General features: G+C 49.2%; 21 protein-coding genes, 1 pseudogene and 2 other annotated features. Of the genes and pseudogenes, 16 read left to right on the top strand and 6 right to left on the bottom strand.

Annotated features, from left to right (window positions below; genetic code table 11):
- On the top strand, positions 1 to 714 hold the full coding sequence (spo0A, locus tag KNP93_RS06465; RefSeq protein WP_131503126.1) for a sporulation transcription factor Spo0A: 714 nt from the start codon (positions 1 to 3) through the stop codon (positions 712 to 714).
- Between the two features lie 726 nt (positions 715 to 1,440).
- On the opposite strand, the gene KNP93_RS06460 is transcribed toward spo0A, so the two are convergent.
- Positions 1,441 to 1,695 carry a DUF2627 family protein gene (locus KNP93_RS06460; RefSeq protein ID WP_131503124.1) on the bottom strand — a complete coding sequence of 85 codons (255 nt, stop codon included), beginning with the start codon at positions 1,693 to 1,695 and terminating at the stop codon, positions 1,441 to 1,443.
- A gap of 121 nt (positions 1,696 to 1,816) precedes the next feature.
- Here KNP93_RS06460 and KNP93_RS06455 point away from each other — a divergent pair, with 121 nt between their 5' ends.
- The 15 genes from KNP93_RS06455 to trpA all read left to right on the top strand — a co-directional run bounded on the left by KNP93_RS06455 (position 1,817) and on the right by trpA (position 18,430).
- Positions 1,817 to 3,472, top strand: coding sequence for a sigma 54-interacting transcriptional regulator (locus KNP93_RS06455; RefSeq protein WP_131503123.1), 1,656 nt, complete (start codon positions 1,817 to 1,819; stop codon positions 3,470 to 3,472).
- A gap of 145 nt (positions 3,473 to 3,617) precedes the next feature.
- Entirely contained in the window at positions 3,618 to 4,538 is a 921-nt protein-coding gene (yqiS, locus tag KNP93_RS06450; RefSeq protein WP_131973178.1) for a phosphate butyryltransferase, read from the top strand.
- Between the two features lie 13 nt (positions 4,539 to 4,551).
- Entirely contained in the window at positions 4,552 to 5,676 is a 1,125-nt protein-coding gene (locus KNP93_RS06445; RefSeq protein WP_214853991.1) for a Glu/Leu/Phe/Val family dehydrogenase, read from the top strand.
- 17 nt (positions 5,677 to 5,693) lie between these two features.
- On the top strand, positions 5,694 to 6,797 hold the full coding sequence (gene buk / locus KNP93_RS06440) for a butyrate kinase (protein ID WP_188005255.1): 1,104 nt from the start codon (positions 5,694 to 5,696) through the stop codon (positions 6,795 to 6,797).
- On the top strand, positions 6,767 to 8,188 hold the full coding sequence (gene lpdA / locus KNP93_RS06435) for a dihydrolipoyl dehydrogenase (protein WP_131973176.1): 1,422 nt from the start codon (positions 6,767 to 6,769) through the stop codon (positions 8,186 to 8,188). The genes buk and lpdA overlap by 31 nt, the downstream gene beginning before the upstream one ends.
- Positions 8,189 to 8,201: 13 nt before the next feature.
- Positions 8,202 to 9,215: a thiamine pyrophosphate-dependent dehydrogenase E1 component subunit alpha gene (locus KNP93_RS06430; protein WP_114596332.1), complete on the top strand. Its 1,014-nt coding sequence runs from the start codon at positions 8,202 to 8,204 to the stop codon at positions 9,213 to 9,215.
- The gene (locus KNP93_RS06425; RefSeq protein WP_131503119.1) at positions 9,212 to 10,195 is read left to right on the top strand and encodes an alpha-ketoacid dehydrogenase subunit beta; all 984 of its coding nucleotides are present in this window, start codon (positions 9,212 to 9,214) and stop codon (positions 10,193 to 10,195) included. Before KNP93_RS06430 ends, KNP93_RS06425 begins: the two co-directional genes overlap by 4 nt.
- A 13-nt stretch (positions 10,196 to 10,208) precedes the next feature.
- Positions 10,209 to 11,501 (top strand): dihydrolipoamide acetyltransferase family protein, encoded by a 1,293-nt coding sequence (locus tag KNP93_RS06420; RefSeq protein ID WP_131973175.1) that lies wholly within the window; start codon positions 10,209 to 10,211, stop codon positions 11,499 to 11,501.
- A gap of 61 nt (positions 11,502 to 11,562) precedes the next feature.
- Positions 11,563 to 11,795: a binding site (T-box leader), on the top strand.
- A gap of 47 nt (positions 11,796 to 11,842) precedes the next feature.
- Positions 11,843 to 12,085 (top strand) — a binding site (T-box leader).
- A 49-nt stretch (positions 12,086 to 12,134) separates the two neighbouring features.
- Positions 12,135 to 13,529 (top strand): anthranilate synthase component I, encoded by a 1,395-nt coding sequence (gene trpE / locus KNP93_RS06415; RefSeq protein ID WP_214853988.1) that lies wholly within the window; start codon positions 12,135 to 12,137, stop codon positions 13,527 to 13,529.
- Positions 13,526 to 14,092: an anthranilate synthase component II gene (locus tag KNP93_RS06410; RefSeq protein WP_214853986.1), complete on the top strand. Its 567-nt coding sequence runs from the start codon at positions 13,526 to 13,528 to the stop codon at positions 14,090 to 14,092. Before trpE ends, KNP93_RS06410 begins: the two co-directional genes overlap by 4 nt.
- A gap of 5 nt (positions 14,093 to 14,097) precedes the next feature.
- Positions 14,098 to 15,117 carry an anthranilate phosphoribosyltransferase gene (trpD, locus tag KNP93_RS06405; protein WP_131503115.1) on the top strand — a complete coding sequence of 340 codons (1,020 nt, stop codon included), beginning with the start codon at positions 14,098 to 14,100 and terminating at the stop codon, positions 15,115 to 15,117.
- Positions 15,114 to 15,890: an indole-3-glycerol phosphate synthase TrpC gene (trpC, locus tag KNP93_RS06400; protein WP_131503114.1), complete on the top strand. Its 777-nt coding sequence runs from the start codon at positions 15,114 to 15,116 to the stop codon at positions 15,888 to 15,890. The genes trpD and trpC overlap by 4 nt, the downstream gene beginning before the upstream one ends.
- The gene (locus KNP93_RS06395; RefSeq protein WP_214853983.1) at positions 15,877 to 16,455 is read left to right on the top strand and encodes a phosphoribosylanthranilate isomerase; all 579 of its coding nucleotides are present in this window, start codon (positions 15,877 to 15,879) and stop codon (positions 16,453 to 16,455) included. The genes trpC and KNP93_RS06395 overlap by 14 nt, the downstream gene beginning before the upstream one ends.
- A complete protein-coding gene (gene trpB, locus KNP93_RS06390) occupies positions 16,452 to 17,651 on the top strand; it encodes a tryptophan synthase subunit beta (protein ID WP_214853980.1) in 1,200 nt (399 codons plus the stop codon). Before KNP93_RS06395 ends, trpB begins: the two co-directional genes overlap by 4 nt.
- On the top strand, positions 17,651 to 18,430 hold the full coding sequence (gene trpA, locus KNP93_RS06385) for a tryptophan synthase subunit alpha (RefSeq protein ID WP_131973170.1): 780 nt from the start codon (positions 17,651 to 17,653) through the stop codon (positions 18,428 to 18,430). The genes trpB and trpA overlap by 1 nt, the downstream gene beginning before the upstream one ends.
- Before the next feature lie 70 nt (positions 18,431 to 18,500).
- Here the strand turns inward: trpA and KNP93_RS06380 are convergent, their stop codons facing one another.
- From KNP93_RS06380 to abc-f, 5 genes and pseudogenes are all read right to left on the bottom strand, one after another.
- On the bottom strand, positions 18,501 to 20,489 hold the full coding sequence (locus tag KNP93_RS06380) for a penicillin-binding transpeptidase domain-containing protein (protein WP_214853978.1): 1,989 nt from the start codon (positions 20,487 to 20,489) through the stop codon (positions 18,501 to 18,503).
- A gap of 126 nt (positions 20,490 to 20,615) precedes the next feature.
- On the bottom strand, positions 20,616 to 21,332 hold the full coding sequence (locus tag KNP93_RS06375) for a peptidoglycan DD-metalloendopeptidase family protein (RefSeq protein ID WP_131503109.1): 717 nt from the start codon (positions 21,330 to 21,332) through the stop codon (positions 20,616 to 20,618).
- 326 nt (positions 21,333 to 21,658) lie between these two features.
- Positions 21,659 to 22,549, bottom strand: a complete 891-nt coding sequence (locus KNP93_RS06370) for a diacylglycerol/lipid kinase family protein (protein WP_131973168.1) — start codon at positions 22,547 to 22,549, stop codon at positions 21,659 to 21,661.
- A gap of 120 nt (positions 22,550 to 22,669) precedes the next feature.
- Positions 22,670 to 24,124 (bottom strand): annotated as a pseudogene (locus KNP93_RS06365) (alanine/glycine:cation symporter family protein); the annotation flags it as partial.
- Positions 24,125 to 24,361: 237 nt separating this feature from the next.
- Positions 24,362 to 26,221: a ribosomal protection-like ABC-F family protein gene (gene abc-f / locus KNP93_RS06360; RefSeq protein ID WP_214853975.1), complete on the bottom strand. Its 1,860-nt coding sequence runs from the start codon at positions 26,219 to 26,221 to the stop codon at positions 24,362 to 24,364.
- Between the last annotated feature and the right edge of the window lie 205 nt (positions 26,222 to 26,426).

The raw sequence follows: 26,426 nt of genomic DNA, 5'->3' as shown, positions 1-26,426 counted from the left end.
TTGATTAGAGTGGGGATTGCAGATGATAACCGTGAGATGGTCGAATTGATTCGGCAACATCTATCTGCCCAAGAAGACATGGAAGTGGTATGTGTCGCCTATAATGGCGAGAGTTGCCTCGAGAAATTGGAACATGTCGAGACGGACGTCCTGTTATTAGATATCATCATGCCTCATCTCGACGGGTTAGGTGTCTTGGAAGCATTGATGAATCAAAAGAACAGTCCGGCTGTCATCATGTTAAGTGCGTTCGGAAAAGATGAAGTATCGCAACAAGCGGTTTCACTGGGCGCTGCCTACTTTTTATTAAAACCGTTTAGTCTGGATCAACTCGTCAATAAAATCCGCCTGGTCGTTCACGGTGTTCAGACGAACCAAGTAGAACCGGTTGAAACGAAAGTCGGAACCACGCTACTTGAAATTGGGATCGCTCCGCATATCAAAGGGTTCACGTACTTAAAAGATGCCGTCTTGATGGTACTCGAACGAGAAGATTTATTGGGGTTGATCACAAAAGAGTTATACCCGATGATTGCTAAAAAACATGAAACAACTTCTTCTCGTGTCGAACGGGCGATGCGTCATGCGATTAAGTCGGCCTGGAAAGAAGGTATGAGTGAACATACCTTATTCAACGGACGGATTGAACAACAGAAAAGTCCAAAAAATTCCGAGTTCATTTCTTATGTGTCAAACCATATGAATGGATCTTGAACAGAGAAAAATCAGGTTTGTGCGGATGAACGTATCCGTATAATCCTGATTTTTTTTACTAGATAAATAAAAACTGAATATTCATTAAATAAACGTTGCATAAACTGAAATGTTTGTTATAATAAAGGTACCAAATGATTTGGAAAGACGTCAGATGAACGTCGAGTCGAATTGGTTCCCGGAAAACCGTTCAACACATTTCATCTCAGGTCGCCACCTGTAAACGGCTCAAGAATGATGGACGACATTCTCTTGGTAGAGTTTTTACCAAGGCATTTCATATCTTTTTTGGAAGATTTATTTCAAACAGGTATGAAACTTCACGATTTCGAAGCAAGGAAAAAGTGGAGGGTAACGTAAAATAAACGTCCAAAGCAAGACCAAGCAAGACCAAGCAAGACCCGTAACAAGTACAGTTCGTGAAAAGGAGTGTTGTCTAGCAGTGAATGTTAGCAACCGAATGATCGACTGCGTTAAGCGGATGACATTATGCTTCACCTAGGTCCAAGTAAAGTCAGATGATGGAGTAGCTATATCTTTCTATCGATCGCCCGATAGCCAAATCTGATTTCTTTCAACCTCTTCATTAAGAGGACAACCTATGGTTTTGAAGTACACGAATAGTTCTACTATGAGAGGAGTTCATCCGTAAGTGAAACCAACTTTATATGAATAAAAGGTCCCGCGCTTGAAATGAGTTCAAGAGATGGGGACCTTTTTGTGTGCTTATTTTTTTTGATAACGATCCGATACTTTGCCACGTTTACGATCGCGGTAAAAAACATAACCTGCGACGAAACCGATGCCACCAATAGCTAACGCTAAACCGGTGAACCCTTGTAAAACATATACATAGGCAGAATCCCCTAGATACCGGAAGGGGAACTGAGCTTTTAAGAAAACACTGTCCCGCATCAACTTGATGCCAATGGCACCGATGATGCCCGGGATGAATAAAGATAATAGACCGATGATTCGCATGATTGTGACCCCTTTCCAAGCGTATTGTATCAGAAAATCCAGATGACTGCGAATTCGATTTGCCCTCCTGTTTTAATACAGGTAGGATAAAGATGTAAGCAGTTTCAAAGGGGGAATCAGAATGCATCATCTCTTGATTGTTGGTGCGGGGCGCGGTGGAACAGAAGTATTACATGCTTTTCAACGTTCGCCTTTGTTGACGGTTATCGGGGTCGTCGATCCAGACGAACACGCGACAGGCGTTCAACTCGCAAAACGGGGACAAATTCGGGTAGAAAAAACTTGGGCGGCTTTTCAGGGAACAGCCATTGATTTTATTATTGACGCGACCGGAGAACACGGTGTGCTTAAACAATTGATTCATTATTTTCCGGACGCCGCCGTTTTACCGGGAGAATTCGTTCGTGTGTTACTGGAACGGCTGGCAGAAAAGGAGCGGATGCTCGAAGCGATCATTCATTGTACGAGCGAAGCGATTTCAGTCGCTGATCAGGCGGGTGAGACGATGCTGATCAATCCGGCATATACGCGAATGACCGGTTATACAGAGGATGACGTCATCGGTAAACCGGCAAGTGCTGATATCGGGATGCAGGAATCTGTCCATTTACGGGTACTCGAAACGGGGGAAAGTGTCCGCGATGCCCGGATGAAGATTGGTCAAGACAGACGGGATATTATCGTGAATGCAGCTCCTGTCGTCGTTGATGGTCAAGTACGGGGATCCGTTGGTGTCATTCGGGATATCTCGGAAATGAAGGCATTAACGAAAGAACTGAAAGCTGCCAAACAAAAAATCCGGACGCTTGAAGCGAAATACACGTTTGATGACATCATCGCCGAAAGTGAATCGATGCGTTTTGTCGTCGATCAGGCGAAGCTTGCAGCGACGATGCCGGTCAATGTCTTAATCCGGGGAGAATCCGGTACCGGAAAGGAATTGTTTGCACATGCGATTCATGCTGCAAGTGATCGTCGGTATGAACAATTCGTCCGGGTCAATTGTGCAGCGATTGCACCGAGCCTGCTTGAAAGCGAGTTGTTTGGTTATGAAGACGGAGCGTTCTCGGGAGCCCGTCGTGGCGGGAAACGAGGGTATTTCGAAGAAGCGCATGGCGGCTCTCTGTTTTTAGATGAGATTGGTGAACTGCCGCTTGATGTCCAGGCGAAGTTGTTACGGGTGTTGCAAGAAAATGAAGTCGTTCGAGTCGGCGGAGCTAAAGCGGTCCCGGTCGATGTCCGAATCATTGCAGCGACGAATGCCAATCTCGAGCAAAAAATCATCACCGGGGAATTCCGGGAAGATTTATATTACCGCATCAACCGGTTACCGATTCATATTCCGGCTCTCCGTGAACGACCTGACGATCTTGCGCCATTGACGACACATCTGTTGCGTAAATTAAATCAAAGTTACGGACGATCCGTCGAACGGGTTTCCGAAGACGCTTTGGATGCCATTCGAAAACAGACGTGGAAAGGAAACGTCCGTGAACTCGAAAATGTCATCGGACGTGCACTGATTTTTACGGATAAAACGGAGCAGGTCTTACGAAAAGGTCATTTGCAACTGGTAGTTTCGACGCCACCTAAACGATCGGAACGTCCGAAAAAAGAAATCAAACACCTGTCGGATGAGATGTCGCACGTGGAAGAACAATTGATTCGGGAGGCGCTTGATGTTGTAAATGGAAACAAGACTGAAGCGGCTAAACAATTAGGCATCTCTTTACGAGCTCTTTATTACAAAGTGGAGCGGTTTAATATCCGGTGTTGATTTGCAGTTTATTGCATGCAACATATTGCAAATAAATGCAATTCCATGCAAAAATAAAGGAGTGAATGTTGGTATATCGTCGTTTTAAAATTGGCATGAAAATTGCTGTTAAATAAAGAGAATGACAGGTAAGGGGGGAAATGACTTGAGGTTTGAACAGATGGTTCAGCAGGCAGCAGATCTTGAAGATGCAGTCGTTGCGATTGCATCAGCAGATGATGAAGAAGTAATGGATGCCGTGGCGTTGGCAATTGAGAACGATTTAGCCCGTTTTCATTTGTTTGGGGATGCGACACGTATTCAAAAAATGATCCATGATCGGCAGCTGAGTGAGGCGCAATTCGTCATCACGCATACGGCCACGGCACAAGAAGCAGCCGAGCGTGCCGCTTATGCCGTCCGCAAAGGGGATGCGGATGTCTTGATGAAAGGACTCGTTCCGACGGCAACGTTCATGAAAGCCGTCTTAAATAAGGAAACGGGTTTACGGTCAGGAAATGTGTTGTCCCATGTTGCGTTGTTTGAAGTACCGGGACGGGAGACAGCCATCGGATTGACCGATGCTGCGATTCATATCGCACCGACACTGGAAGATAAAGTCCACATCATTGAAAACGGAGTGACCGCACTTCGGGCAGTCGGATACTCCTTGCCGAAAGTGGCGGTGTTAGCGGCTGTCGAAGTCGTTAATCCGACGATGCCGGCAACGATTGATGCTGCCTTACTGACACAAATGAATCGACGCGGACAAATCAAGGATTGCCTTGTTGACGGTCCACTCGCTCTCGATAATGCTGTCAATTTAGAAGCGGCGAAACAAAAGGGATTGACAGGAGACGTTGCGGGGGCAGCCGATCTACTCGTCGTTCCGCAAATTGAGGTCGGAAACGTGATTTATAAATCACTGATGTATTTTGCGCACGCTTCGGTCGCCGCTATCTTGGTCGGAGCTAAAGCACCGGTCGTCTTGACGAGTCGGGCCGATACGGCGGAAGCGAAACTGTATTCATTGGCCTTTGCTTTACTTAATGCGCAGCCTACCAAAAAAATCAAGCAAACAATCTAAGGGGGAACTAACGATGGTTGAAACAAACGTAGAAGCACGATTCAGTATTTTTGAAACAATGGCAATGGAAGATTACGAACAGGTCGTTTTTTGTCACGATAAAGTCTCAGGGTTAAAAGCCATCATCGCGATTCATGATACGACACTCGGACCGGCACTCGGCGGACTCCGGATGTGGAACTATGCGTCGGATGAGGAAGCCTTGATTGATGCGTTACGATTGGCAAAAGGCATGACATATAAAAATGCCGCAGCCGGTCTTAACCTTGGTGGCGGGAAAGCCGTGATCATCGGTGATGCGAAGACTCAAAAATCAGAAGCGTTGTTCCGTGCATTCGGTCGTTACGTACAGTCGTTAAACGGACGTTACATCACAGCGGAAGACGTCAATACGACAGTAGCCGATATGGATTACATTCATATGGAAACGGACTTCGTAACAGGCGTCAGCCCGGCATTCGGATCAAGTGGTAATCCGTCACCTGTCACGGCGTACGGTGTTTACCGCGGGATGAAAGCTGCAGCCAAAGAAGTGTACGGTACAGATTCACTCGGCGGAAAAACAATCGCGATTCAAGGCGTTGGTAACGTTGCCTTTAACTTATGCCGTCATCTGCACGAAGAAGGCGCAAAATTGATTGTCACGGATATCAATCAAGATGCGTTACGCCGTGCGGAAGAAGCGTTTGGTGCTTTGGTCGTCGGACCGGATGAAATTTATAGTGTCGATGCTGATATCTTTGCACCGTGTGCCCTGGGTGCGACATTAAATGCTGAGACGATTCCACAACTAAAAGTCAAGATCATTGCCGGTGCCGCGAACAACCAACTTAAAGAAGACCGTCATGGGGACATGCTTCAGGAACGCGGTATTCTCTATACACCAGACTTCGTCATCAACGCAGGCGGCGTCATCAATGTGGCGGACGAACTCGACGGGTATAACCGGGAACGTGCGATGAAAAAAGTGGAACTGGTCTATGATGCAGTAGCGAAAGTCATCGAGATTGCAAAACGTGATCATCTGCCGACTTACCGGGCAGCGGAAAAAATGGCGGAAGAACGGATTGCGACAATGGGCAGTGCCCGCAGCCAGTTTTTACGTCGCGATAAAAACATTCTGGGATCACGCGGTTAAATCAGAGGAGGATTTCAATGAGCGAACGTATTTTAACCATCAATCCGGGGTCAACCTCAACGAAAATCGGAATCTTTGATGGGACAGAGCAAGTGTTTACAAAAACGTTGCGCCATTCAGCTGAAGCGGTCGGAGGACCGCTTTCAGATCAGCTGAAGATCAGACGACAAGTCGTCCTTGATGTGTTGGCACAAGAACGAATTGAATTGAAAGCGCTTACGGCTATCGTCGGTCGTGGTGGTCTGCTTCGTCCACTCGTCAGCGGGACATACCGGGTCAATCAAGAAATGCGTGATGATTTGTTAAGCGGAACGTTTGGCGTTCATGCTTCGAATCTTGGCGGACTGCTTGCGGATGAGATTGGTCAAATGCTCTCGATTCCCGCCTTCATCGTCGACCCGGTCGTCGTAGATGAACTGGAACCGATTGCCCGCCTTACAGGCTTACCTGAACTCGAACGGAAAAGTATTTTCCATGCCTTGAATCAAAAAGCAGTCGCGAAACGGTATGCGAAAGAGATTGGCACACCATACGAGCAGTTACGGCTGATTGTAGCCCATATGGGTGGCGGAATCACAGTCGGTGCTCATCTGAACGGACGTGTGATTGACGTGAACAATGGACTTGACGGAGAAGGTGCTTTTTCACCGGAACGAAGCGGGTCCCTGCCTGTTGGTCAACTAGTAGAACTATGTTATAGTACCAAGTATAAACTCGAGGAAATGAAGCGTCTGGTCGTTGGGTCAGGCGGACTTGTCGCGCACTTAGGCACGTATGATGCGGTCGAAATCGAACGTCGGATTGACGACGGCGATGAAAAAGCCGCTCTGCTGTATGAGGCGATGGCCTACCGAGTTGCAAAAGAGATCGCGGCCCAAAGTGCTGTTTTATATGGTCAAGTCGATGCTGTCATTTTAACGGGCGGACTCGCATACAGTGACCGGTTAACAAAAGCGATTGAAGAACGGATCGCACACATCGGATCTGTCATCCGGATACCGGGTGAAGATGAGTTACGTGCGCTCGCAGAAGGCGTTTTACGTGTACTGCGTCAAGAGGAACAAGTGAAGGAATATGGAGGCGAACTAACATGGCTAGAGAATTCGACGTCGTTGTCCTAGGTGGTGGACCCGGTGGATATGTCGCAGCGATTCGTGCTGCACAAGCCGGGAAAACAGTAGCAATCGTAGAACAAGGAAAACTCGGGGGAACCTGTCTGCATCGTGGATGTATCCCGTCCAAAGCATTTTTAAAGTCGGCAGCCGTCTATCAGACAGTAAAACACGCCGCTACATACGGCGTCGACGTACCGGAATCGTTTTTACGGTTCGAACAGGTCAAACAACGGAAACAAGAGATCATCGATGGTCTCGAATCCGGCATCCAGCATCTGATGAAAAAAGGAAAAATCGAAGTCTTTCACGGCCGCGGTTCGATTCTTGGACCAAGCATCTTTTCACCAATGCCGGGAACAATCAGCGTCGAGCCGGAAGAGGGCGACGGCGAGTTGATCTTACCGCGTCAATTGATTGTCGCGACAGGCTCGCGTCCACGTCCATTGAACGGTCTGGCCTTTGATTCCGAGTACGTGCTTAGTTCGGATGAGGCGCTCGACATGAACGCCTTACCAAAATCGATCGTCATTATCGGTGGGGGTGTCATCGGGATTGAATGGGCGTCGATGTTGACGGACTTTGACGTAGAGGTCACGGTCGTCGAGTTCAGCGACCGGATTTTACCGACAGAAGATCAAGCTGTCAGCCGGGAAGTAGCCCGTCAGCTCAAAAAGCGCGGCGTCAAAATCATGACGAGTGCTGCAGCACAAAGTGACAGTTTCCAGTTAACCGAGTCCGGCGTGACGATTGATGTCGACCGTAACGGCGACAAAACGACGCTTGCGGCAGATAAGTTGTTGGTCGCGATCGGTCGGATGGCGAATGTCGAGGGCATCGGACTTGAAAATACGAACATCGTCGTTGAGAACGGCTTCATCCAGGTGGATGATGAGTTCCGGACGAAGGATAATCACATCTTTGCGATTGGTGATGTCATCGGACGTCTGCAACTCGCTCATGTCGCATCGGCAGAAGGTGCAAAAGCGGTCGAGACGATTGTCAACGGTTCGACGACACCACTGAACTATGCGTTTGTTCCACGTTGTATTTACAGTGTGCCGGAAGCAGCCTCGGTCGGCTTGACGGAAGCTGAGGCTGTCGCAGCGGGACTGGACGTCAAAACGGGGATGTTCTCTTTTAACGGTCTCGGAAAAGCCCGGATTGAAGGGGAAGCGGCAGGATTTATTAAACTCGTTTCCGATGCGAAAACAGATGATTTGGTCGGCGTCCATATCGTTGGACCAAAAGCAACTGAATTAATCAGTGAAGGCGGTCTTGCCCTTGTCCTGAATGCAACGGCATGGGAAGTCGGACAACTCGTCCACCCACACCCTGCACTTTCAGAAGCATTCGGTGAAGCAGCACTCGCAGTTGACGGATTAGCGGTTCACGCCTAAGGAGGAAAAACAGATGGAAAAAATAGAATTCAAAGAACTCGTCGAACTGGGTTTGACGGAGCAAGATGCGATTCAAATGTTCGAAACGATGGTCCGGGCGCGCAAGATTGACGAACGGATGTGGAAATTGAACCGGGCTGGAAAAATCCCGTTCCTCGTTTCCTGTCAAGGGCAGGAAGCGGCCCAAGTCGGCGCCGCTTACGCGCTTGAAAAAGGGACGGACTATATCCTACCGTACTACCGCGATCTCGGCGTCGTGTTGCATTTCGGTCAGACGTCACGTGACATCATGTTGTCCGCTTTCGCAAAAGCGGAAGATCCGAACTCCGGCGGACGGCAAATGCCGGGTCATTACGGTTCGCGTGCTTTAAACATCGTCACGGGATCTAGCCCGGTGACGACGCAAGTTCCGCATGCCGTCGGGATTGCCCTCGCTGCAAAGATGCGTCAAGAGCCGCTTGTCGCGTACGTTTCATTCGGCGAAGGTTCATCGAACCAGGGCGACTTCCATGAAGGGGCGAACTTTGCCGGCATTCATAAATTACCGGTCATCCTGTTTTGTGAAAACAATAAATACGCGATTTCAACGCCGCTTTCGAAACAATTATCGGCGAAACACGTCGCCGACCGGGCGATCGGATACGGGATGCCGGGTGTGACGATTGACGGAATTGACCCGCTTGCGGTCTATAAAGCGGTCAAAGAAGCGCGTGAGCGTGGTCTCCGCGGTGATGGTCCGACGTTGATTGAAGTCGAAGTCGAACGGCTTGTTCCCCATTCATCGGATGATGACGATAAATCGTATCGTTCGGCAGAAGAACTGGCTGAACTGAAAACACGTGACGGAGTTAAACTGTTCCGTGAAAAATTAATTCAGATGGGTGTCTTAACGGAAGAAACGGCACAAGACATCGAAGCAAAACTTGAGCAGGAAGTAGACGAAGCGACGGCTTATGCGGAAGCAGCAGCCTATGATACAGCTGAAAACACACTCCGTTACGTGTACGATGAGGGGGAAACGAAATGACGACATTAAGTTTAATCGAAGCAATCAACAGCGCAATTAAAGAAGAGATGGAACGCGACGAATCGGTCTTCGTCCTCGGAGAAGACGTTGGCGTCCGCGGTGGCGTTTTCCGGGCGACACAAGGATTACTTGAACAGTTCGGGGAAGCACGTGTCATCGACGCACCGCTCGCTGAGAGTGCAATCGCCGGTGTCGGAATAGGGGCTGCGATGTACGGGATGCGACCGATTGCTGAAATGCAGTTTGCTGATTTCATCATGCCGGCCGTCAACCAGATCGTCAGTGAAGCGGCGAAAATCCGTTACCGTTCGAACAATGACTGGTCGTGCCCGATCGTCATCCGGGCACCGTTCGGCGGCGGAATTCACGGCGCACTTTACCACTCACAATCCGTCGAAGCGATGTTCAATTCGACACCGGGCTTAAAAATCGTCATTCCGTCGAATCCGTACGATGCTAAAGGACTGCTGAAGGCAGCAATCCGTTCGAATGATCCGGTGTTGTTCTTTGAACATAAGCGCGGATACCGTCTCCTGAAAGGTGAAGTACCGGAAGAGGATTATATCGTTGAAATCGGCAAAGCTGATGTCAAACGGGAAGGCGAAGATTTGACGGTGATCACGTACGGTCTTTGTGTTCAATTCGCCCTTGACGCAGCGGCACGTCTTGAGAAAGACGGCATCGATGTTCATATTCTTGATTTACGGACCGTTTATCCGATTGACCGGGAAGCGGTCGTCGAGGCAGCCCGGAAAACCGGAAAAGTCTTGCTCGTGACAGAAGATAACAAAGAAGGCAGTGTCATGAGTGAAGTGTCGGCGATTATTGCGGAAGAAGCGTTATTTGATCTCGACGCACCAATCGAACGACTGTGCGGTCCGGATGTCCCGGCGATGCCATACGCGCCGACGATGGAGAAATTCTTTAACGTCTCGAGCGAAAAAATCGAAGATAAAATCCGGACGCTACACGCGTACTAAGGGGGAAACGTCAATGAAAACTGAAACATTAACGATGCCACAACTTGGTGAGAGTGTAACGGAAGGGACGATTTCCCTTTGGCTCGTCAAACCGGGTGATACAGTCAAGAAGTATGATCCGATCGCGGAAGTCATCACCGATAAAGTGACAGCAGAAGTCCCATCGTCCTTCGACGGTGTCATCGATCAACTGTTGGCAGAAGAAGGGGACACGTTGCAAGTTGGGGAAGCGATCATAACCTTGCAGGTCAGCGGCGGATCAACAGAAGTCGCAGCAACGGAAGAAGCCGTTCCAGCAATCGAAGAAACACCGGTCTCAAGTGATCAATCGATGAAGAAACGTTATTCACCGGCCGTTCTTAAATTGTCTGCCGAGCACGGGATTGATTTGGAGCAGGTTTCGGGAACGGGGGCAGGTGGTCGGATTACCCGGAAAGACCTGCTCAAAATCGTCGAAACCGGACAAATCGCGCAACCGGATACGGTCGAAGCGCCGACGATTGAGTCGGTGCCGGCACCAAAACCGGAAGCACAACCGGAACGACATGAACAACCGCAAGCAGTGCGACCGCAAGCGGCTAAACCGATGACGAGCACGACAGAAGCCGGAGACATCGAAATTCCGACGGCCGGTGTCCGCCAAGCAATCGCAACGAACATGGTCCGCTCAAAACAGGAAGCACCGCATGCCTGGTTGATGATTGAAGTTGACGTGACGAACCTGGTCGAAGCCCGGAATCGTCACAAAGAGGCATTCTTTAAACAAGAAGGGGTCAAATTGACATTCCTCCCGTTCTTCATGAAAGCAACCGTTGAAGGATTAAAGAAACATCCAATCATGAACTCGACGTGGGCGGGCGACAAGATCATCCAGAAAAAAGCAATCAACTTGTCCCTCGCGGTCGCGACGCAAGAAGCCTTGTTCGTACCGGTCGTCAAAAATGCGGATGAACTCAGCATTAAAGGACTGGCGCGGGCAATCGATGATTTCGGCAAACGGGCGCAATCCGGACGACTGTCGTCAAGCGAGATGCAGGGCGGAACGTTTACGGTTAACAATACCGGATCATTTGGTTCGATTCAGTCAGCACCGATTCTGAACTTCCCGCAAGCGGCGATTTTGTCGGTCGAATCAATCGTCAAACGTCCGGTTTGGGTGAACGGCATGTTCGCAGCACGCGATATGGTCAACCTTTGTATGTCGATTGACCACCGGGTACTCGACGGACTCGTTGCCGGTCAGTTCCTGCAGACGGTCAAACACGCACTCGAGTCAATCGACCCGAATCAACTGTCTTTATATTGATTAAGACAAATCTATTGACAGAAAACGGTTTCCCACGTAACATGAAGGACAATTAAAGAACATAGACGCAATGACGAAGAAAAGTAACCTATGAAACGATTGAAGAGAGCTGATGGGTGGTGCGAATCAGTATCGGGAAACAGGTGAATGGGCTTCTGAGCATCAGACCGAACTTACAGTAGGCTCTGACGGGTACCTTCCGTTATCAAGGACGACGAATCAGGGTGACCGGTTCGTTCGAGGGGACTAGTACTAGTCAACGAAGGTGGTACCGCGGGTTTTCCCGTCCTTCATGTTTAACATGAATGGATGGGGAAACCCTTTTCGTATTTAAGTGAATAAGTAAATCGATGAATGAGTTAAGTAGTCAGACAAATCGTTGTTCCAGAGAGCGGGAGAGAGGTGGAACTTCCGTACAGCGATGTCTGATGAATGGTCTCATGAGAGCATGACTGAACGGTAAGTAGGTCGTGACGGAAGCCCCCGTTATCTTAGGCTACGATGTCTCGTCAAGACGCATCGGAAGAGTGGGAACGTGTATCGTTCCAATTGTGAGGTGGCACCGCGAGTCTATCGTCCTCCATACGGCATTTGCTGTATGGAGGACTTTTTTTATATCAGGAGGCGAACAGGATGATCGAGACAGAACAATTGATAATCGAGCAAATCGAAATGAACGGCGATGAATTGACGCCAATCTCCATCTTTTTAAATCTGGAAGGAGACCGGAAATGTCTGCTTGAAAGCTCAGCGAGCGGCAGTAACGGTCGTTACTCGATCATCGGCGTCAATCCGGTCGAATTGCTTCGGGCGGAAGGCAATCAAGTGACGCGGCACCATCTTCAGACGGAAGAAACCGTGACGATGACAGGGAATCCGGTCCGGCTGTTGCAACAGTCTGTGACACGGGGGACGACCGATGCCGACTTTCCGTTCTTAAGCGGCGCAATCGGCTATGTCGGCTATGATGCGATTCGGGCGTATGAGAACATCGGAGCGGTACCGGACAGTGACCGCAATTTGCCGGACGCCTTGCTTGCCGTCTATGACGAAATTATTTTATATGACCACCTGGAACACCGGGTGCATTTAATTCATACGTCACTCGGTGGACTGACGGACCGGCAGGAGATGATTCAGAAACTGAAGCTCCGCAAAACCTTACTGGAACAAACCGGTCAGCAGACCCGGATCGAGCGCCCGCTTGAAAACATCGTCTATCAACCGCAGATTGAAAAAGAAACTTTTATATCACTCGTCGAACAGGCGAAACAACATATTCGTCAGGGAGATGTGTTCCAACTGGTCCTGTCGCAACGGCTCGATGCGACATTCGCCGGCGACCCGTTCCACTTTTACCGGAAGCTGCGCCAGGACAATCCGAGCCCGTATCTCTTTTACATTGATTTAGGAGAAGTCATCGTCCTTGGTGCATCACCGGAAAGTCTGGTCCAGGTCAAAGGTCGTCATGTCACGACAAATCCGATTGCCGGGACACGGCCCCGCGGAAAAACGAAACAGGAAGACACGCAACTGGCGCATGATTTATTGAACGACGAGAAAGAACAGGCTGAACACCGGATGCTCGTTGACTTAGGACGAAATGATCTTGGTCAAGTCTGCCAGGTCGGTACCATCCATGTCTCGCGGGAAATGGAAATCGAACGGTTCAAAAATGTCATGCATCTCGTTTCCGTCGTCGAAGGAAGACTTGCGGAAGGACGTACAGGAGCGGACGCATTGATTTCCTGTCTGCCGGCAGGTACCGTCTCGGGAGCCCCGAAGATTCGGGCGATGCAGTTGATCAATCAATATGAGACAAAAAAACGGGAAGTCTATGCCGGAGCGGTCGGGTATTTTGATGTCAGCGGAAATCTTGATTTTGCGCTCGCCATCCGGACAATGGTCATCCAACACGGAAAAGCGTACGTTCAGGCCGGAGCGGGTATAGTCTATGATTCTGATCCGACCTTGGAGTATGAAGAGACGTTGCATAAAGCGAAGTCGTTACTGGAGGTCTGGAAATGATTGTACTGATTGACAACTATGATTCTTTTACCTATAACCTGTATCAATATGCAGCCGTCTACGATGAGATCCGAGTCATCCGAAATGATGCGATTGAAGTGAGCGCGATTGCCGACTTGAATCCGGCTGGAATCATCTTATCGCCGGGACCGGGTTATCCGAGTGATGCCGGTATTTGCCTCGACGTGATTGAGACATACTCCGGAAAGATCCCGATACTCGGTGTCTGTCTCGGACACCAGGCAATCGGTCAAGCATTTGGCGGCCGTGTCATCGAAGCGGATGAGATCCGGCACGGAAAGACATCAACAATCCGGCAAACCGGACGATTGTTTACCGGTCTTCCGGAACAACTCGACGTCATGCGTTACCATTCCTTGATCGTCGAGCGGACGAGCTTATCGGAAGTACTGGAAGTGACCGCCGTGACCGATGACGGAACAATCATGGCACTCGAACACCACACACATCCGACATACGGGATTCAGTTTCACCCGGAATCGATCGGAACCCCGTTTGGACAACAAATGATTCAACGATTTATCGAACTGACGAAGGAGTGACAGGAATGAAGGACGTATTGACGAAATTGACGAATGCCAATCATCTCCGCTTTGATGAAATGCAACAGGCGGCCCGCGCCTTATTTGCGGCAGATGTCACAGACAGTGAAATTGCAGCTTTTCTTGTTGCACTGAAAGCCAAAGGTGAAACGGCGGAAGAACTGGCCGGTCTTGCTTCCATCATGCGGGAAGTCGCACTCGACATTCCGGTGACGGGAACGGATTTTATCGATAACTGCGGAACAGGCGGCGACGGTTCCCAATCCTTTAACATCAGTACGACAGCGGCATTTGTTTTGGCCGGTGCCGGAGCCAAAGTAGCAAAACACGGAAACCGGAGTGTCTCAAGCAAGACGGGCAGTGCCGATGTACTCGAAGCACTCGGTGTCCCGCTCGATGTGACGGCAGAAGACATTGCGAAGTTGCTTGAAGCAAACGGGATTGCGTTTCTGTTCGCCCAACGGATGCACCCGCGTGTCAAACAGATCATGAAAGTCCGCCGCGATTTACGGATTCCGACAATCTTTAATCTGATTGGACCGCTAACGAATCCGGTACCATTAAAAACACAGTTACTCGGAATTTACCGGGAAGATTTGCTTGAGACGATGGCCTTGACCTTACATCGGCTTGGACGAAAACGTGCCATCGTCTTACACGGAGCGTGTGGGATGGATGAAGCATCACTCGCAGGAACAAATCAATTGGTGCTGCTCGATCAAGGCGAGTTGATCCGGTTCAGTCTTCACCCGGAAGAAGTTGGACTGGCGGTCGCGCCACTCGAAGCCATCCGTGGCGGTACGGCTGCAGAAAATGCGGAAATCCTTTTGCGGGTCCTCCGCGGGGAAGCGGGTCCATACCGGGATACCGTCTTACTCAATGCCGGAATCGCTTTGTTTGCGGAAGGGCGGGTCGAGACGATTCGCGAAGGAATCGAACGGTCGGCGGAAAGCATCGATTCCGGTCGGGCACTGGAAAAATTACATTATTTACAACGGATGAAACAACAGGAGGCAATCGGATGAATATATTAGACCGCATCATCGAGACGAAACGACAGGAAGTCGCCCGTCTGAAAATCGACGGGGTCAGAGCGGCGGAACCCCGGAAGCTCAACCAGTCGATTCATCAATCACTTGGAGGGACGGATTTATCCGTCATCGCCGAAATCAAACGGGCTTCACCGTCAAAGGGTGACATTTCATTGCATGTCGATCCTGTTGAACAGGCGAAACGGTATGCGGCAAGTGGAGCAACGGTCATCTCGGTCTTGACCGATCAAACGTATTTTAAAGGAAGCATGGAAGATTTAGCGGCCGTCACGAAAGCAGTCAACGTTCCGGTGCTGTGTAAGGACTTTATGATCGACCGGATCCAGATTGATCTCGCGAAAGCGCATGGTGCCAGTTTGATTCTGTTGATCGTTGCGGCGCTTGACGACGAAACCTTACACGATCTATACGCCTATGCTTATGCGAGTGGCCTCGAAGTATTGGTCGAAGTGCACGATGCGGCGGAGCTGGAACGGGCGGAACGGTTGCAGGCGAAAATCATCGGCATCAACAACCGGAACCTGAAGAAATTCGAAGTCAGTCTCGACACGTCAATCGAGTTACTCAAAACGAAATCAACGGATGTCCGCTATATCAGTGAGAGCGGCATCAAGACCGTTGCTGAAGCGCAGATGCTTCACGCGGCAGGTGCAGACGGAATTTTAATCGGGGAAACGTTAATGCGGGCGGAAGATCCGGCAACCTTCATTCAAGCCGTCAACGGAGTGAAACATGACACGTATTAAGTTCTGTGGGCTGAAGCGGCAAGAAGACGTCCATTTCGCCATCGAACGGGCCGACTACATCGGATTCGTCTTTGCTCCGAGCAAGCGGCAGGTCACATTGACGGAAGCAGCACGGCTTCGGGCAGAAATTCCGGAGACGGTCCAGGTCGTCGGTGTCTTCGTCTCTCCGACGAAACAGGAAGTCGAGGAAGCGATTGAGCAGGTCGGATTGGATTTGATTCAGCTTCACGGGCAGGTCCCGGATGAGCTGTACCGGGAGAAGCGGGTGCCGGTCATTCAGGCGCTCGCAGCCGGAACACAGATTACGGTTCATCTGGACGCCGATTATGTGTTATTTGATGCACCGGAAGCGGGAAGCGGTCAAACCTTTGATTGGACAACCGATCTACGGGTCGATCAACCGATGTTCGTCGCCGGTGGTCTGCAGGCAGATAACGTCGGACAAGTGATTGAACGGTATCAGCCGTTTGCTGTTGATGTCTCAAGCGGTATTGAAACGAATGGTCAAAAAGATACGAAAAAAATGCAGGCATTTCATGATGCCGTAAAGGAGACTTTTAAATGACACGTTATTCACAACCTGATGCACTGGGACAATACGGAATCTACGGAGGACGTTACATTCCGGAAACGTTGATGCAAGCCGTTCTTGAGCTCGAACAAGCCTATGCCGAAGTGAAAGAAGATCCGGCGTTTCATGAACGGATGAATGATTTACTCGAAAATTATGTCGGACGAAAAACACCGCTTTATTACGCGGAACATTTGACGCGGGCGATCGGCGGCGCAAAAATCTACTTGAAACGCGAAGATTTGAACCATACCGGTGCCCATAAAATCAACAATACGATTGGGCAAGCACTACTCGCCGAACGGATGGGAAAACGGAAAATTGTTGCCGAGACCGGTGCCGGACAACACGGTGTCGCGACGGCGACCGTCTGTGCGCTACTTGATCTCGAATGCGTCATCTTTATGGGAGAAGAAGACATCCGGCGCCAGGAATTAAACGTCTTCCGGATGGAGTTGCTCGGCGCGAAAGTCGTTTCGGTAACGCAAGGAAGCCGGACGTTAAAAGATGCTGTCAATGAAGCGTTACGTTACTGGGTCAAACACGTCGACGATACGCATTACTTGATGGGATCGGTCCTCGGCCCCCACCCGTTCCCGGAAATCGTCCGTGATTTCCAAGCGATCATCGGTAAGGAAACACGGGCGCAGATCCTTGAAAAAGAAGGCAAGTTACCGGAAGCCATCGTTGCCTGTGTCGGAGGCGGAAGCAACGCAATTGGCATGTTCCATCCGTTTATCGACGATGAAGAAGTCGCATTGTACGGCATCGAAGCAGCCGGAAACGGACTCGAGACGGAGAAACATGCTGCCACGATGTCTAAAGGTGAGGTCGGTGTCCTGCACGGTTCAATGATGTATCTCTTACAGGATGAGCATGGTCAAGTCATGGAAGCGCACTCGATTTCAGCCGGACTGGACTATCCGGGAGTCGGACCGGAACACAGCCTGCTAAAAGACATCGGCCGTGTTCAGTACGAAGCAGTAACGGATCAACAGGCACTCGATGCCTTGCAACTGCTCTGTCAAAAAGAAGGCATCATTCCGGCACTGGAGTCGGCTCATGCCGTCGCACAGGCGACGGAACTCGCAAAAGGGATGCAACCGGAAGAAGTTGTCGTCATCTGTCTTTCAGGACGCGGCGATAAAGATGTCATGACCGTCAGAAATGCCTTGAAGGGGGAAGCATGATGCGATTAGAAGAAGCAATCCGAACAGTTAATGCACGTGGTGAAAAAGCGTTTATCCCGTATGTCATGGGAGGAGACGGAGGCATCGATCGTCTGCCGGATATTTTAGCGTTTCTTGAACGATCCGGTGCGACGGCGATTGAAGTCGGGGTGCCGTTTTCCGATCCGGTTGCCGATGGTCCGGTCATTCAGGAAGCAGGACTACGGGCACTGGCAGAGAAAATCAGTTTGAAGGATGTCCTTGAAGCGATCCGGATTGCGCGTCAGTCAACTAGCGTGCCAATCGTCGTCATGACGTACTTGAATCCAATCTTCCGCTTCGGTATTGATTCCTTTTTATCGACGTGCCGTGAAGTCGGTGTCGACGGGTTGATCATTCCCGATCTGCCACTCGAACAAAGCGATCAGTTTTTTGCCGGACGCAATAAAACAGACATCGCACTCGTTCAACTGGTCTCGCTGACAAGTCCGATTGAACGAATTGAAAAACTTGCGACGCGCAGCGAAGGGTTCCTTTACGCCGTGACCGTTAACGGGACGACAGGGGGACAAACCAACTTCGGGGATTCACTTGAACAGCATTTGGCGAAAGTGGCGCAACTGAGTCCGGTTCCGGTCATGGCTGGCTTCGGGATCAGTACACCGGAACACGTCCGTCAGCTCAGTACAAGTGTCGCTGGTGTCATCGTTGGCAGTAAAATCGTCGAATTGTTGCAGCAAGGGGATGAAACGGCAATTGAACAATTGATGGCAGCCCGCCTGCCGGACGTGACGGTGTAAAAATAGGAGCATGACAAAACGAGGGTACCGGATTTCATTCCGGCACCCTCGTTTGCTGTAGTATCACTTTTCATTTGTTGGCATGACTTTTTAAAACGTCTGCGACAAGACCCGATACATACGGGCTGCCCCGGTCTTCCTTCTCGACCGATTCAATCATGATCGCAACGAGCAAATCTTTCTTGTCATTATCATAGCCGACGAAAAAGCCGTTTTCCTGACCGTTTTCTTCACCGGACTTCTTTAGTTCAGCTGTGCCGGTTTTGCCGGCAACTTTAATTTCAGGAATATCAGCCGGTAAGGAGTAGCCCGCATGAACGACATCATACAGATCGTCGCGGATCATTGCAGCATCTTTTGCGTCGAGCACGTCTTTTTTCCAAACCTGCTTCGTTTTTTCTTCGGCCAGCAACGTCGGTCGATAAATTGTCCCGTCTGTCAGGAAGATTTCGTACATCGAAGCAAGGTGCAGGATGTTTGTCAGCATCTGTCCTTGTCCGTAAGATGTATCCATCAGCTGACCGTCGGAAGCAATCGAACCGTCGTTTGAAATTTGTGATGCCCGCATCGGATAAGTGAAGGGAATTTTTTCTCCGTACCCGAGTGCTTCAAGACCGGAAGTAAACGTTTTGGTTCCGATTTGTTCGAGTGTTGATTTGGCGAAGTAGATATTATCCGAGTAGACCAAGGCATTATGGAGATTGACCGGATCCGGTGTCTCGTGAATCCGTGTGACGTTGAACCCGTCGACTTTTGTCTTTAACCCGTCAATCGTATACGCTTTTTCCGGATCGAGCGTTTGACTTTTTAAGCCGACCGCTGCCGTCAACGGTTTTTGGGTCGAGCCGGGAGCAAAGGCACTCGTAAACCGGTTTAACAGCGGTTGATCGGGATCGTTCGTCAACGTATCGAGACGGGCCTGTGAAATACCCGTTGTAAATTCCGACGGATCGAATCCGGGAGAACTTAGCAGGACACGGGTCTCACCGGTCCGGGGATCAATCGCGGTCGCAGTCCCCGGATCATCGTTCATCGTCGCATAGGTCGTTTGTTGTAACTTCCCGTCGATCGTCAGCTCGATATCCTGTCCATCCTTTGCTTCCGTCTCGGCGACGGTAACCGTTGTTTTATCCGGCTTAACGATGTTGATTTGGGCACCGGACTTCCCGCGTAATGTTTCGTCGAGTACCTGCTCGAGACCGCGTTTTCCGACTTGTTCGCCTGCTTGGATCGTTTGTTTTGATTGTTTGATGTCATCCGCTGTTGCGGAACCGGTATAGCCGATCAAATGGGAAGTCGCTTTCCCGAACGGATATGTCCGGACTTCCGTTTCCTTGACGCTGATACCGTCGAGTTGCTCGAGGCGGTCGATTTTTGATTTGTCGTTTGCTGTATACGTCTTCAGCGGAACGAATTGTCCGTCCTTGACCCAACTGGCGCCGAGTGCATCTTCGATTGCAGAGACAGGACGGTCGAGCAGTTTGGCAAGCGCAGTAAGATCTTTGACTTTACCTGCAACGGCACCGACTTGGTAACCGGTGCCTGTCGTGGCGAGAGGCTGATTTTTGACATCAAGTAAATCACCACGTTTGGCATCGAGCGTCGTCAACTGGACTTGATCCTCTTTCTTGAAATCCTTTAAAACAAACGAAGAATTCCAGTCAATGTACCAGTTTTCCGTATCTTGTTGTTTCTCGAACGTTAACGGGATGTCCTTTTTATAGGAAACCGGTCCGGCCAGTGTCTCAAAAGAGATTTTCACCGGTAAACTTGTCTGTTCCTTCTCTTCGTTTTCTGTAGTTTTCATTCGTTCGACAGAGATCTTTTCAATGGCAAGAGAATCAGCTAATTTTTTTGTCCGATCGACAAACTCTTTTTTACCGTATGTTTTTTGAGTTTCCTTGCTGGCATAATCAGCATACATTTTATCGTAATCTTGTTTTCCCCATAATTTGATATAGGCATCTAATCGTTCTTCAGGTGTCGGTTGATCTTGGCAACCGGCAAGGATGGTCAGTACGAAGCTTGTCGAAAGCAGAAGCGGGAGCGTATTCTTCAAGGGAAATCCTCCTTTACGGAAAGTTTGTCCTATAACCGTATCATTCTTTGCAAAGGATTTCATCTCGAACGAACGACAAAAAAAACTCACGCGAAGACAAACATTCGCGTGAGAGGAGATCAGGTCTTAATTAAAATAGTTCAGCGGGTTGACGCTGTTTGCTGCAGAAGAAGCGCTGTAAACATAGTTTCCACGGTGCATTTCGAAATGAAGGTGTGAGCCGAATGAGTTGCCGGTGTTGCCGATATTACCGATGCGTGAACCCTTGGCAACAGTTTGTCCAACAGAAACAGCTCGACTGCTTAAGTGTGCATATACCGTCGTATAGGAAATTCCATTGACGGTATGCTTCATCATGATGTGGTTACCGTAAGCGCCGTAATACCGGGAAGTGATGACTGTACCGGCAGCAGAAGCATAAACCGGTGTACCCGTTGGGGCAGCGATATCAATCCCGTTATGGAACGTGTAACCGTAAGTACCGCTAGCGGCACCATACCCTTGGGCAATCCGTCCGCTGGCTGGTCGTGAAAATCCGCTAGACGCTTTTGTAGATGTCGTAACACTGTATTTTTTGGCATATGTAGAAGAGATGTAACGGGATGTGCCGCCGTAAGAAATTTTTGTCCAAGATCCGGACACTCCTAAATAATTGAAGGTTTGACCAGAATTGACACTACCGACGACTTTGTAAGCAGTCGAAGGACCCGTTCGAACCCGCAACCCGTCTGCAGTTACTTTTACTTTGTACGTTGTTGCTGCTTCAACTTTTTCTATACCCGTTGTAGCGAAACCAGAAACCATCAGTGCTGTCATTGTCATAGTTGTAATCATGCGTTTCATGTAGAAGTTCCTCCTAAAGTGTGAAAGACGACGGACGATTATGTAAGGGAACAAGACCCTTTCAAAGTTGTAAGGTGCAAAGCATATGTATTTAATATGTATAAATATTTTCTTGATAGAATGATTATAGCATCGCAAATAACACAAAAATATTTCAGTTTCATTGCAAGATTATAGTTGTATAACATATATTGTAATGGGATATTTTTCATTTATTATCTGAATTTATTTTTACTAAAATAGAATGTATAGCCCTTTTTATGAAAAAAATTAATACCCCGTGACGATGCGAGAGACACATCATCACGGGGTATAGGTAAAAAGAATTAGTTGGAAACGGGTGCGAAAACAGTTAAATGCTGGCTTAAGACCTGAACCGTAACGGGAAGATGACCCGCTGTGTCGCCGTCAGCATTAATCGGGAGACGTTCCTTTGAATCGATATGAACTTCTTTTGTCGTAAAATATTCCACTTGATCAGCGTCAGAAATTTTTCCGGTCAAAAGTTTAGGTAAGGCCTGTAAGGCATCAAAGAAACCAAGCTGTTTGACGATGAAGACATGCAACAGGCCATCGTCGACACGGGCTTCTTTCGCAAACGATTCGAAACCGCCGACGGAATTGGTCAAGGAAATGATCAGGAGAGGCGTTTCACCATCAAACGATTTTTCTTTCGCCGTCAGTTGGATCGGATAGGGACTGTGGTCTTTAAAGGCTTTTAGTCCTTCGATGAAGTAGGCGACGGAACCAAGTGATGTTTTTTGTTCGACACTCACTTCTTCGACCGCTTCTGCAATCAAACCGACAGCGATGACGTTCATGAAATAATGATCATCATATTTACCGATGTCAAGGGGGCGGGAAGGGGCATCCTCTAAAACGCTGATAGCTTCCTGCGGATCTGTCGGAATGTTTAATGCACGCGCTAAGTCATTGACCGTTCCGAGCGGCACGATGCCAAGCGTCGGTCGATGTTCTTGTTCCGCGATGCCGGTGATGACCTCATTAACCGTTCCATCTCCACCCATAGCGACGACGGCATCATAATGCCCGACTGCAGCTTGTTTGGCAAATTCGGTTGCATCGCGTTCTTTTTCCGTAAAACGGACATCGACTTCCTTAAACCGTTGCGCCAATGTTCCTTCCGCAAATTCAGCGTGTTTCTTTCCAAGTTCTTTACCGGATGACGGATTGATGATGAGCATGACTTTTGACACAAATGATTCCTCCTTTGATTCTACCTGTTCCTATTTTCCCAAGATTCCATAAACATAATCCTGGGCAGAAAAAAACCTTGGACATCACGAAGATTCTTCATGTCCAAGGCAATCATGAAATTAGCGGCGGGCGATTGGAGGAGGGGATCCTTCTCCTGCTGCCGGACGAACGGTTTCTTCTTCGTCCCAACACTCTGTATTTTCGATACCGAGTGCTTTCGCCGAGCAGACCGGATCGAGCCCTTTTTTCCGTTGTTCCTGGTAATCGTTGATGACTTTTAGGGCGATACCGCCTAAGAGTGAGATGGCCGTCAAGTTGATCAACGTCATACCTGCCATGAAGAGGTCAGCGAAGCTCCAAACCATTCCCAGACTGAGGACGGAACCGATGAAAACAAAGGCCATTGTCGCAATCCGGAATCCGAAGACAGCAGCCGGACTGTTTTTAATGAATTCGATGTTTGTTTCACCGTAGTAGTAACTGCCGACGATTGAACTGAAAGCGAACAAGAAGACACAGATTGCGATGAAGGCAGGAGCGACGGCATCCAGTTGTTCACCTAATGCGTTCTGTAACATCGCGATTCCTTCGCCGTTACCCGAAGCATAGCTGTCACTCAACAAGACGATAGCAGCTGTTGCTGTACAAACGATCAACGTATCAAGGAAAACACCAAGTGTTTGCAGGAATCCTTGTTTGGCCGGGTGAGAAACTTCGGCCGCCGCGGCAGCGTTCGGTGCAGAACCCATACCGGCTTCGTTTGAGAACAGACCCCGTTTGACACCAAGCGAAATCGCAGCTCCGACCGATCCGCCGAAAGCTTGCTCGATGCCGAAAGCGCTCTTGAAGATCATAGCGAAGACGCCGGGAAGTTCCGTCAGGTTCGTGACGACGACGAACAGAGCAGCAATCAGGTAAAGACCGGCCATGACAGGGACGACGATGGCTGAGAACTTCGCTACCCGGTGAACACCACCGAAGATGACCAGTCCTGTCAAGACAACGAGTACACCGCCGACGACAGCTTTATTGATACCAAAGGCATTATCAAATGCGGCCGCAATCGTGTTCGATTGAACGGAATTGAAGATTAAGCCGAACGTGACGGCGATTAAGATGGCGAAGACAACACCGAGCGCACGGTTTTTTAAACCCTTTTCGATGTAGTAGGCGGGACCGCCGCGGTAGGCATTCGTTTTACTGTCGCGGACTTTATAGACTTGAGCAAGCGTACTTTCAATTAAAGCAGTTGCGCCTCCGAGTAATGCAACCATCCACATCCAGAAGACGGCACCGGGTCCGCCGAGCGTAATGGCAATCGTAACACCGGCGAGGTTACCAGTTCCGATTCGTGTAGCGGCACCGATGAAGAAGGACTGTAAAGAGGTAATGCTTTGTCCTTCATCGTCCGTTGTTTTCTCGTTTTTATCGAGTGTGACACGGAACATTTCTTTTAAGTACCGGAACTGAATGAATTTTGTCCGAATCGTAAAGTAGATGCCGACTCCGATCAGTGCCGCGATTAAAACATAAGACCATAATAAGTTGTTGGCAAAATCGACTCCTGATTGTACTGCTTATTGAAAGGCATCCATCTGAAAAATTCCTCCTAATGTGTTGTAGTAAAATGGCTATACGCTAAATTATACGAATTTTCAGATAATATGCAAGGTGAATTTTAAAACTTTTTTTCATAAATTAACACGGTTAACTATTTAAAAAGTAGAGAATTTGAACTGTTTTTGAAAAATAAAAGAGACCTGTCGACTAAATCGACAGGTCATAAAATCACATAATTTAGGAGGAATGACTCATTCCGAAGCTAAAAATTGTTCGTATTGCGCATCGAGCTGTTGGACAAGTTCTTCACGGATAGAAAAAAGTTTCACCGTCTCTTCATAATCCGTCGTTTCAGCAAGTTGCCGATCAAGCATCTTCAGTTCCTGTTCCAATCGTTCGATCGTCTCTTCTACTTGACGTGTTGTCTGTACTGGAATAGAAGGAGATGGTCGTTTTTTAGCAGAGACGACGTTCTTCGGTATTTTGGCGTCAGGCGGCTGTGTTTGCCGTTTGGTTGACGCATAGACATACGGACCGGGAAACAGCTCCATCGTCTGATCAAGCCAAAGGGTCTTCGTAAACAGCCGGTTCAAGAAATAGCGGTCGTGCGAAACGGCGATCAACGTTCCGTCAAACGATTCGAGTGCCTCTTCAAGCGCATCACGTGATTCGATGTCGAGATGATTGGTCGGCTCATCCAAAATCAGTACGTTCAAATCGGAGTGGACCAGAACCGCGAGCATCAGCCGCATGCGTTCGCCACCACTTAACGCCTCGACCGGTAAGAAGACCCGGGGGCCAAAAAACAAGAACTGGGCGAGACGCTGCCGCGCCGTTCCTTCATCGAGATCAACGGTCGTGCGAAAAACGTCAATCAAACGTTCACCGGGCGGGAAGTCAACTCGTTGCGACAGGTAGCCGATTTTCACTGACGGTCCACGCGTAATCAGACCGCTTGTCGGTTCGAGATGGCCTAACAGGAGATGCAATAGTGTGGATTTTCCGCTTCCGTTTGCGCCGACGATGGCGATTCGATCTTTTGCCGAAATCTCAAAGTTTAATGAATGAAACAACGGTTGTTTAGAGAAGGCAATACTGACATCCTCGACGCGGTAAACCGTCCGGCTCGTTTTTCCATGTGCTGCAAACGCAAGATCGGGGGTCTCGGCGTCAAGCCTTGGGCGTTTGATCCGTTCGATCCGTGCGAGTGCCCGTTCCATCGATTTTGCTTTTCGGAATAGTTTTTCGCTTGGTGGTGACGCTTCGTTTGCCCATTGCCGCAGACGGCGGATCGCTTCCTTCATCTGCTTGATCTTCTTCTGTTGTTCCTGGTAAGCATGGAATTGCTCAAGTAGAAGGCGTTCCTTTTCCTTCACGTAAAACGTGTAATTTCCCTGGTACAGCTGAATCTGCCCCTCCTCCAGTTCAGCGATGCGCGTCACGACCGCATCAAGAAACACACGATCGTGGGAGACGATCAGGACAGCCCCGGCATAATCGGCTAAAAAGGATTCCAGCCACTCGACGGCGTCTAAATCCAGATGGTTCGTCGGTTCGTCGAGGATCAACAACTCCGGCTCGGTCAACAACATCCTTCCGAGGCAGATTTTGGTCTGTTCGCCGCCGCTGAGCTGCTCAAACGGACGGTCCAAAAGGGCATGCAACTGCAAGCCGTTAATCATCCGGTCGATTTTGGAATCCAGCAAATACCCGCCTTGGCGCTCAAAAGCTTCGGTCTCTTGCGTGTAGCGTTCGAGCAACTGATCGATTTGATCCGTTTTTGTCGCCATGTCCCGTTCGATTTGTTGCAGGGAGCGTTGTAAATCGACAAGCGTGGCGAAGGCAGTCCACAGGACATCACGCCCCGTCATTACGTTGTCGAACACGGGAAGTTGTGCCAAATAACCGATGGAGAGCCCGCTTTTTTGATAAATCGTTCCGCTGTCTTCGGAATCAAGACGGGCAATCAAACGTAAGAGCGTCGTTTTACCGCTTCCGTTTCGGCCGATCAAGCCGATGCGGTCTTGGTGCTCGATAAAGAGGGAGACGTCCGTTAAGATATCGTCGCCTCCGAATTGTTTTGTCAGGTGTTGGATGTCGCAGATCATCATATGAAATGTCCTCTCTGGCGCATCAAAAAAAGGAGAGCGCAAACAGCACTCTCCTTGACTCGTGGAAGATGCGCTTTGCTTTATTTTTCAGGTATGAGGTTCGTTAAAAAAGGGCAGACTAGTCCCTTAGAACGCCATTCCATGAAAAATCGCGCGCAACAGATACAGTTGTTCCATCAACCAATGCTTACACGCAGCAAAACCC

Source organism: Exiguobacterium sp. s166 (genome assembly GCF_018618855.1).
Lineage (GTDB): Bacteria > Bacillota > Bacilli > Exiguobacteriales > Exiguobacteriaceae > Exiguobacterium_A.
This window is presented reverse-complemented; position numbering and strand designations above follow the sequence as displayed.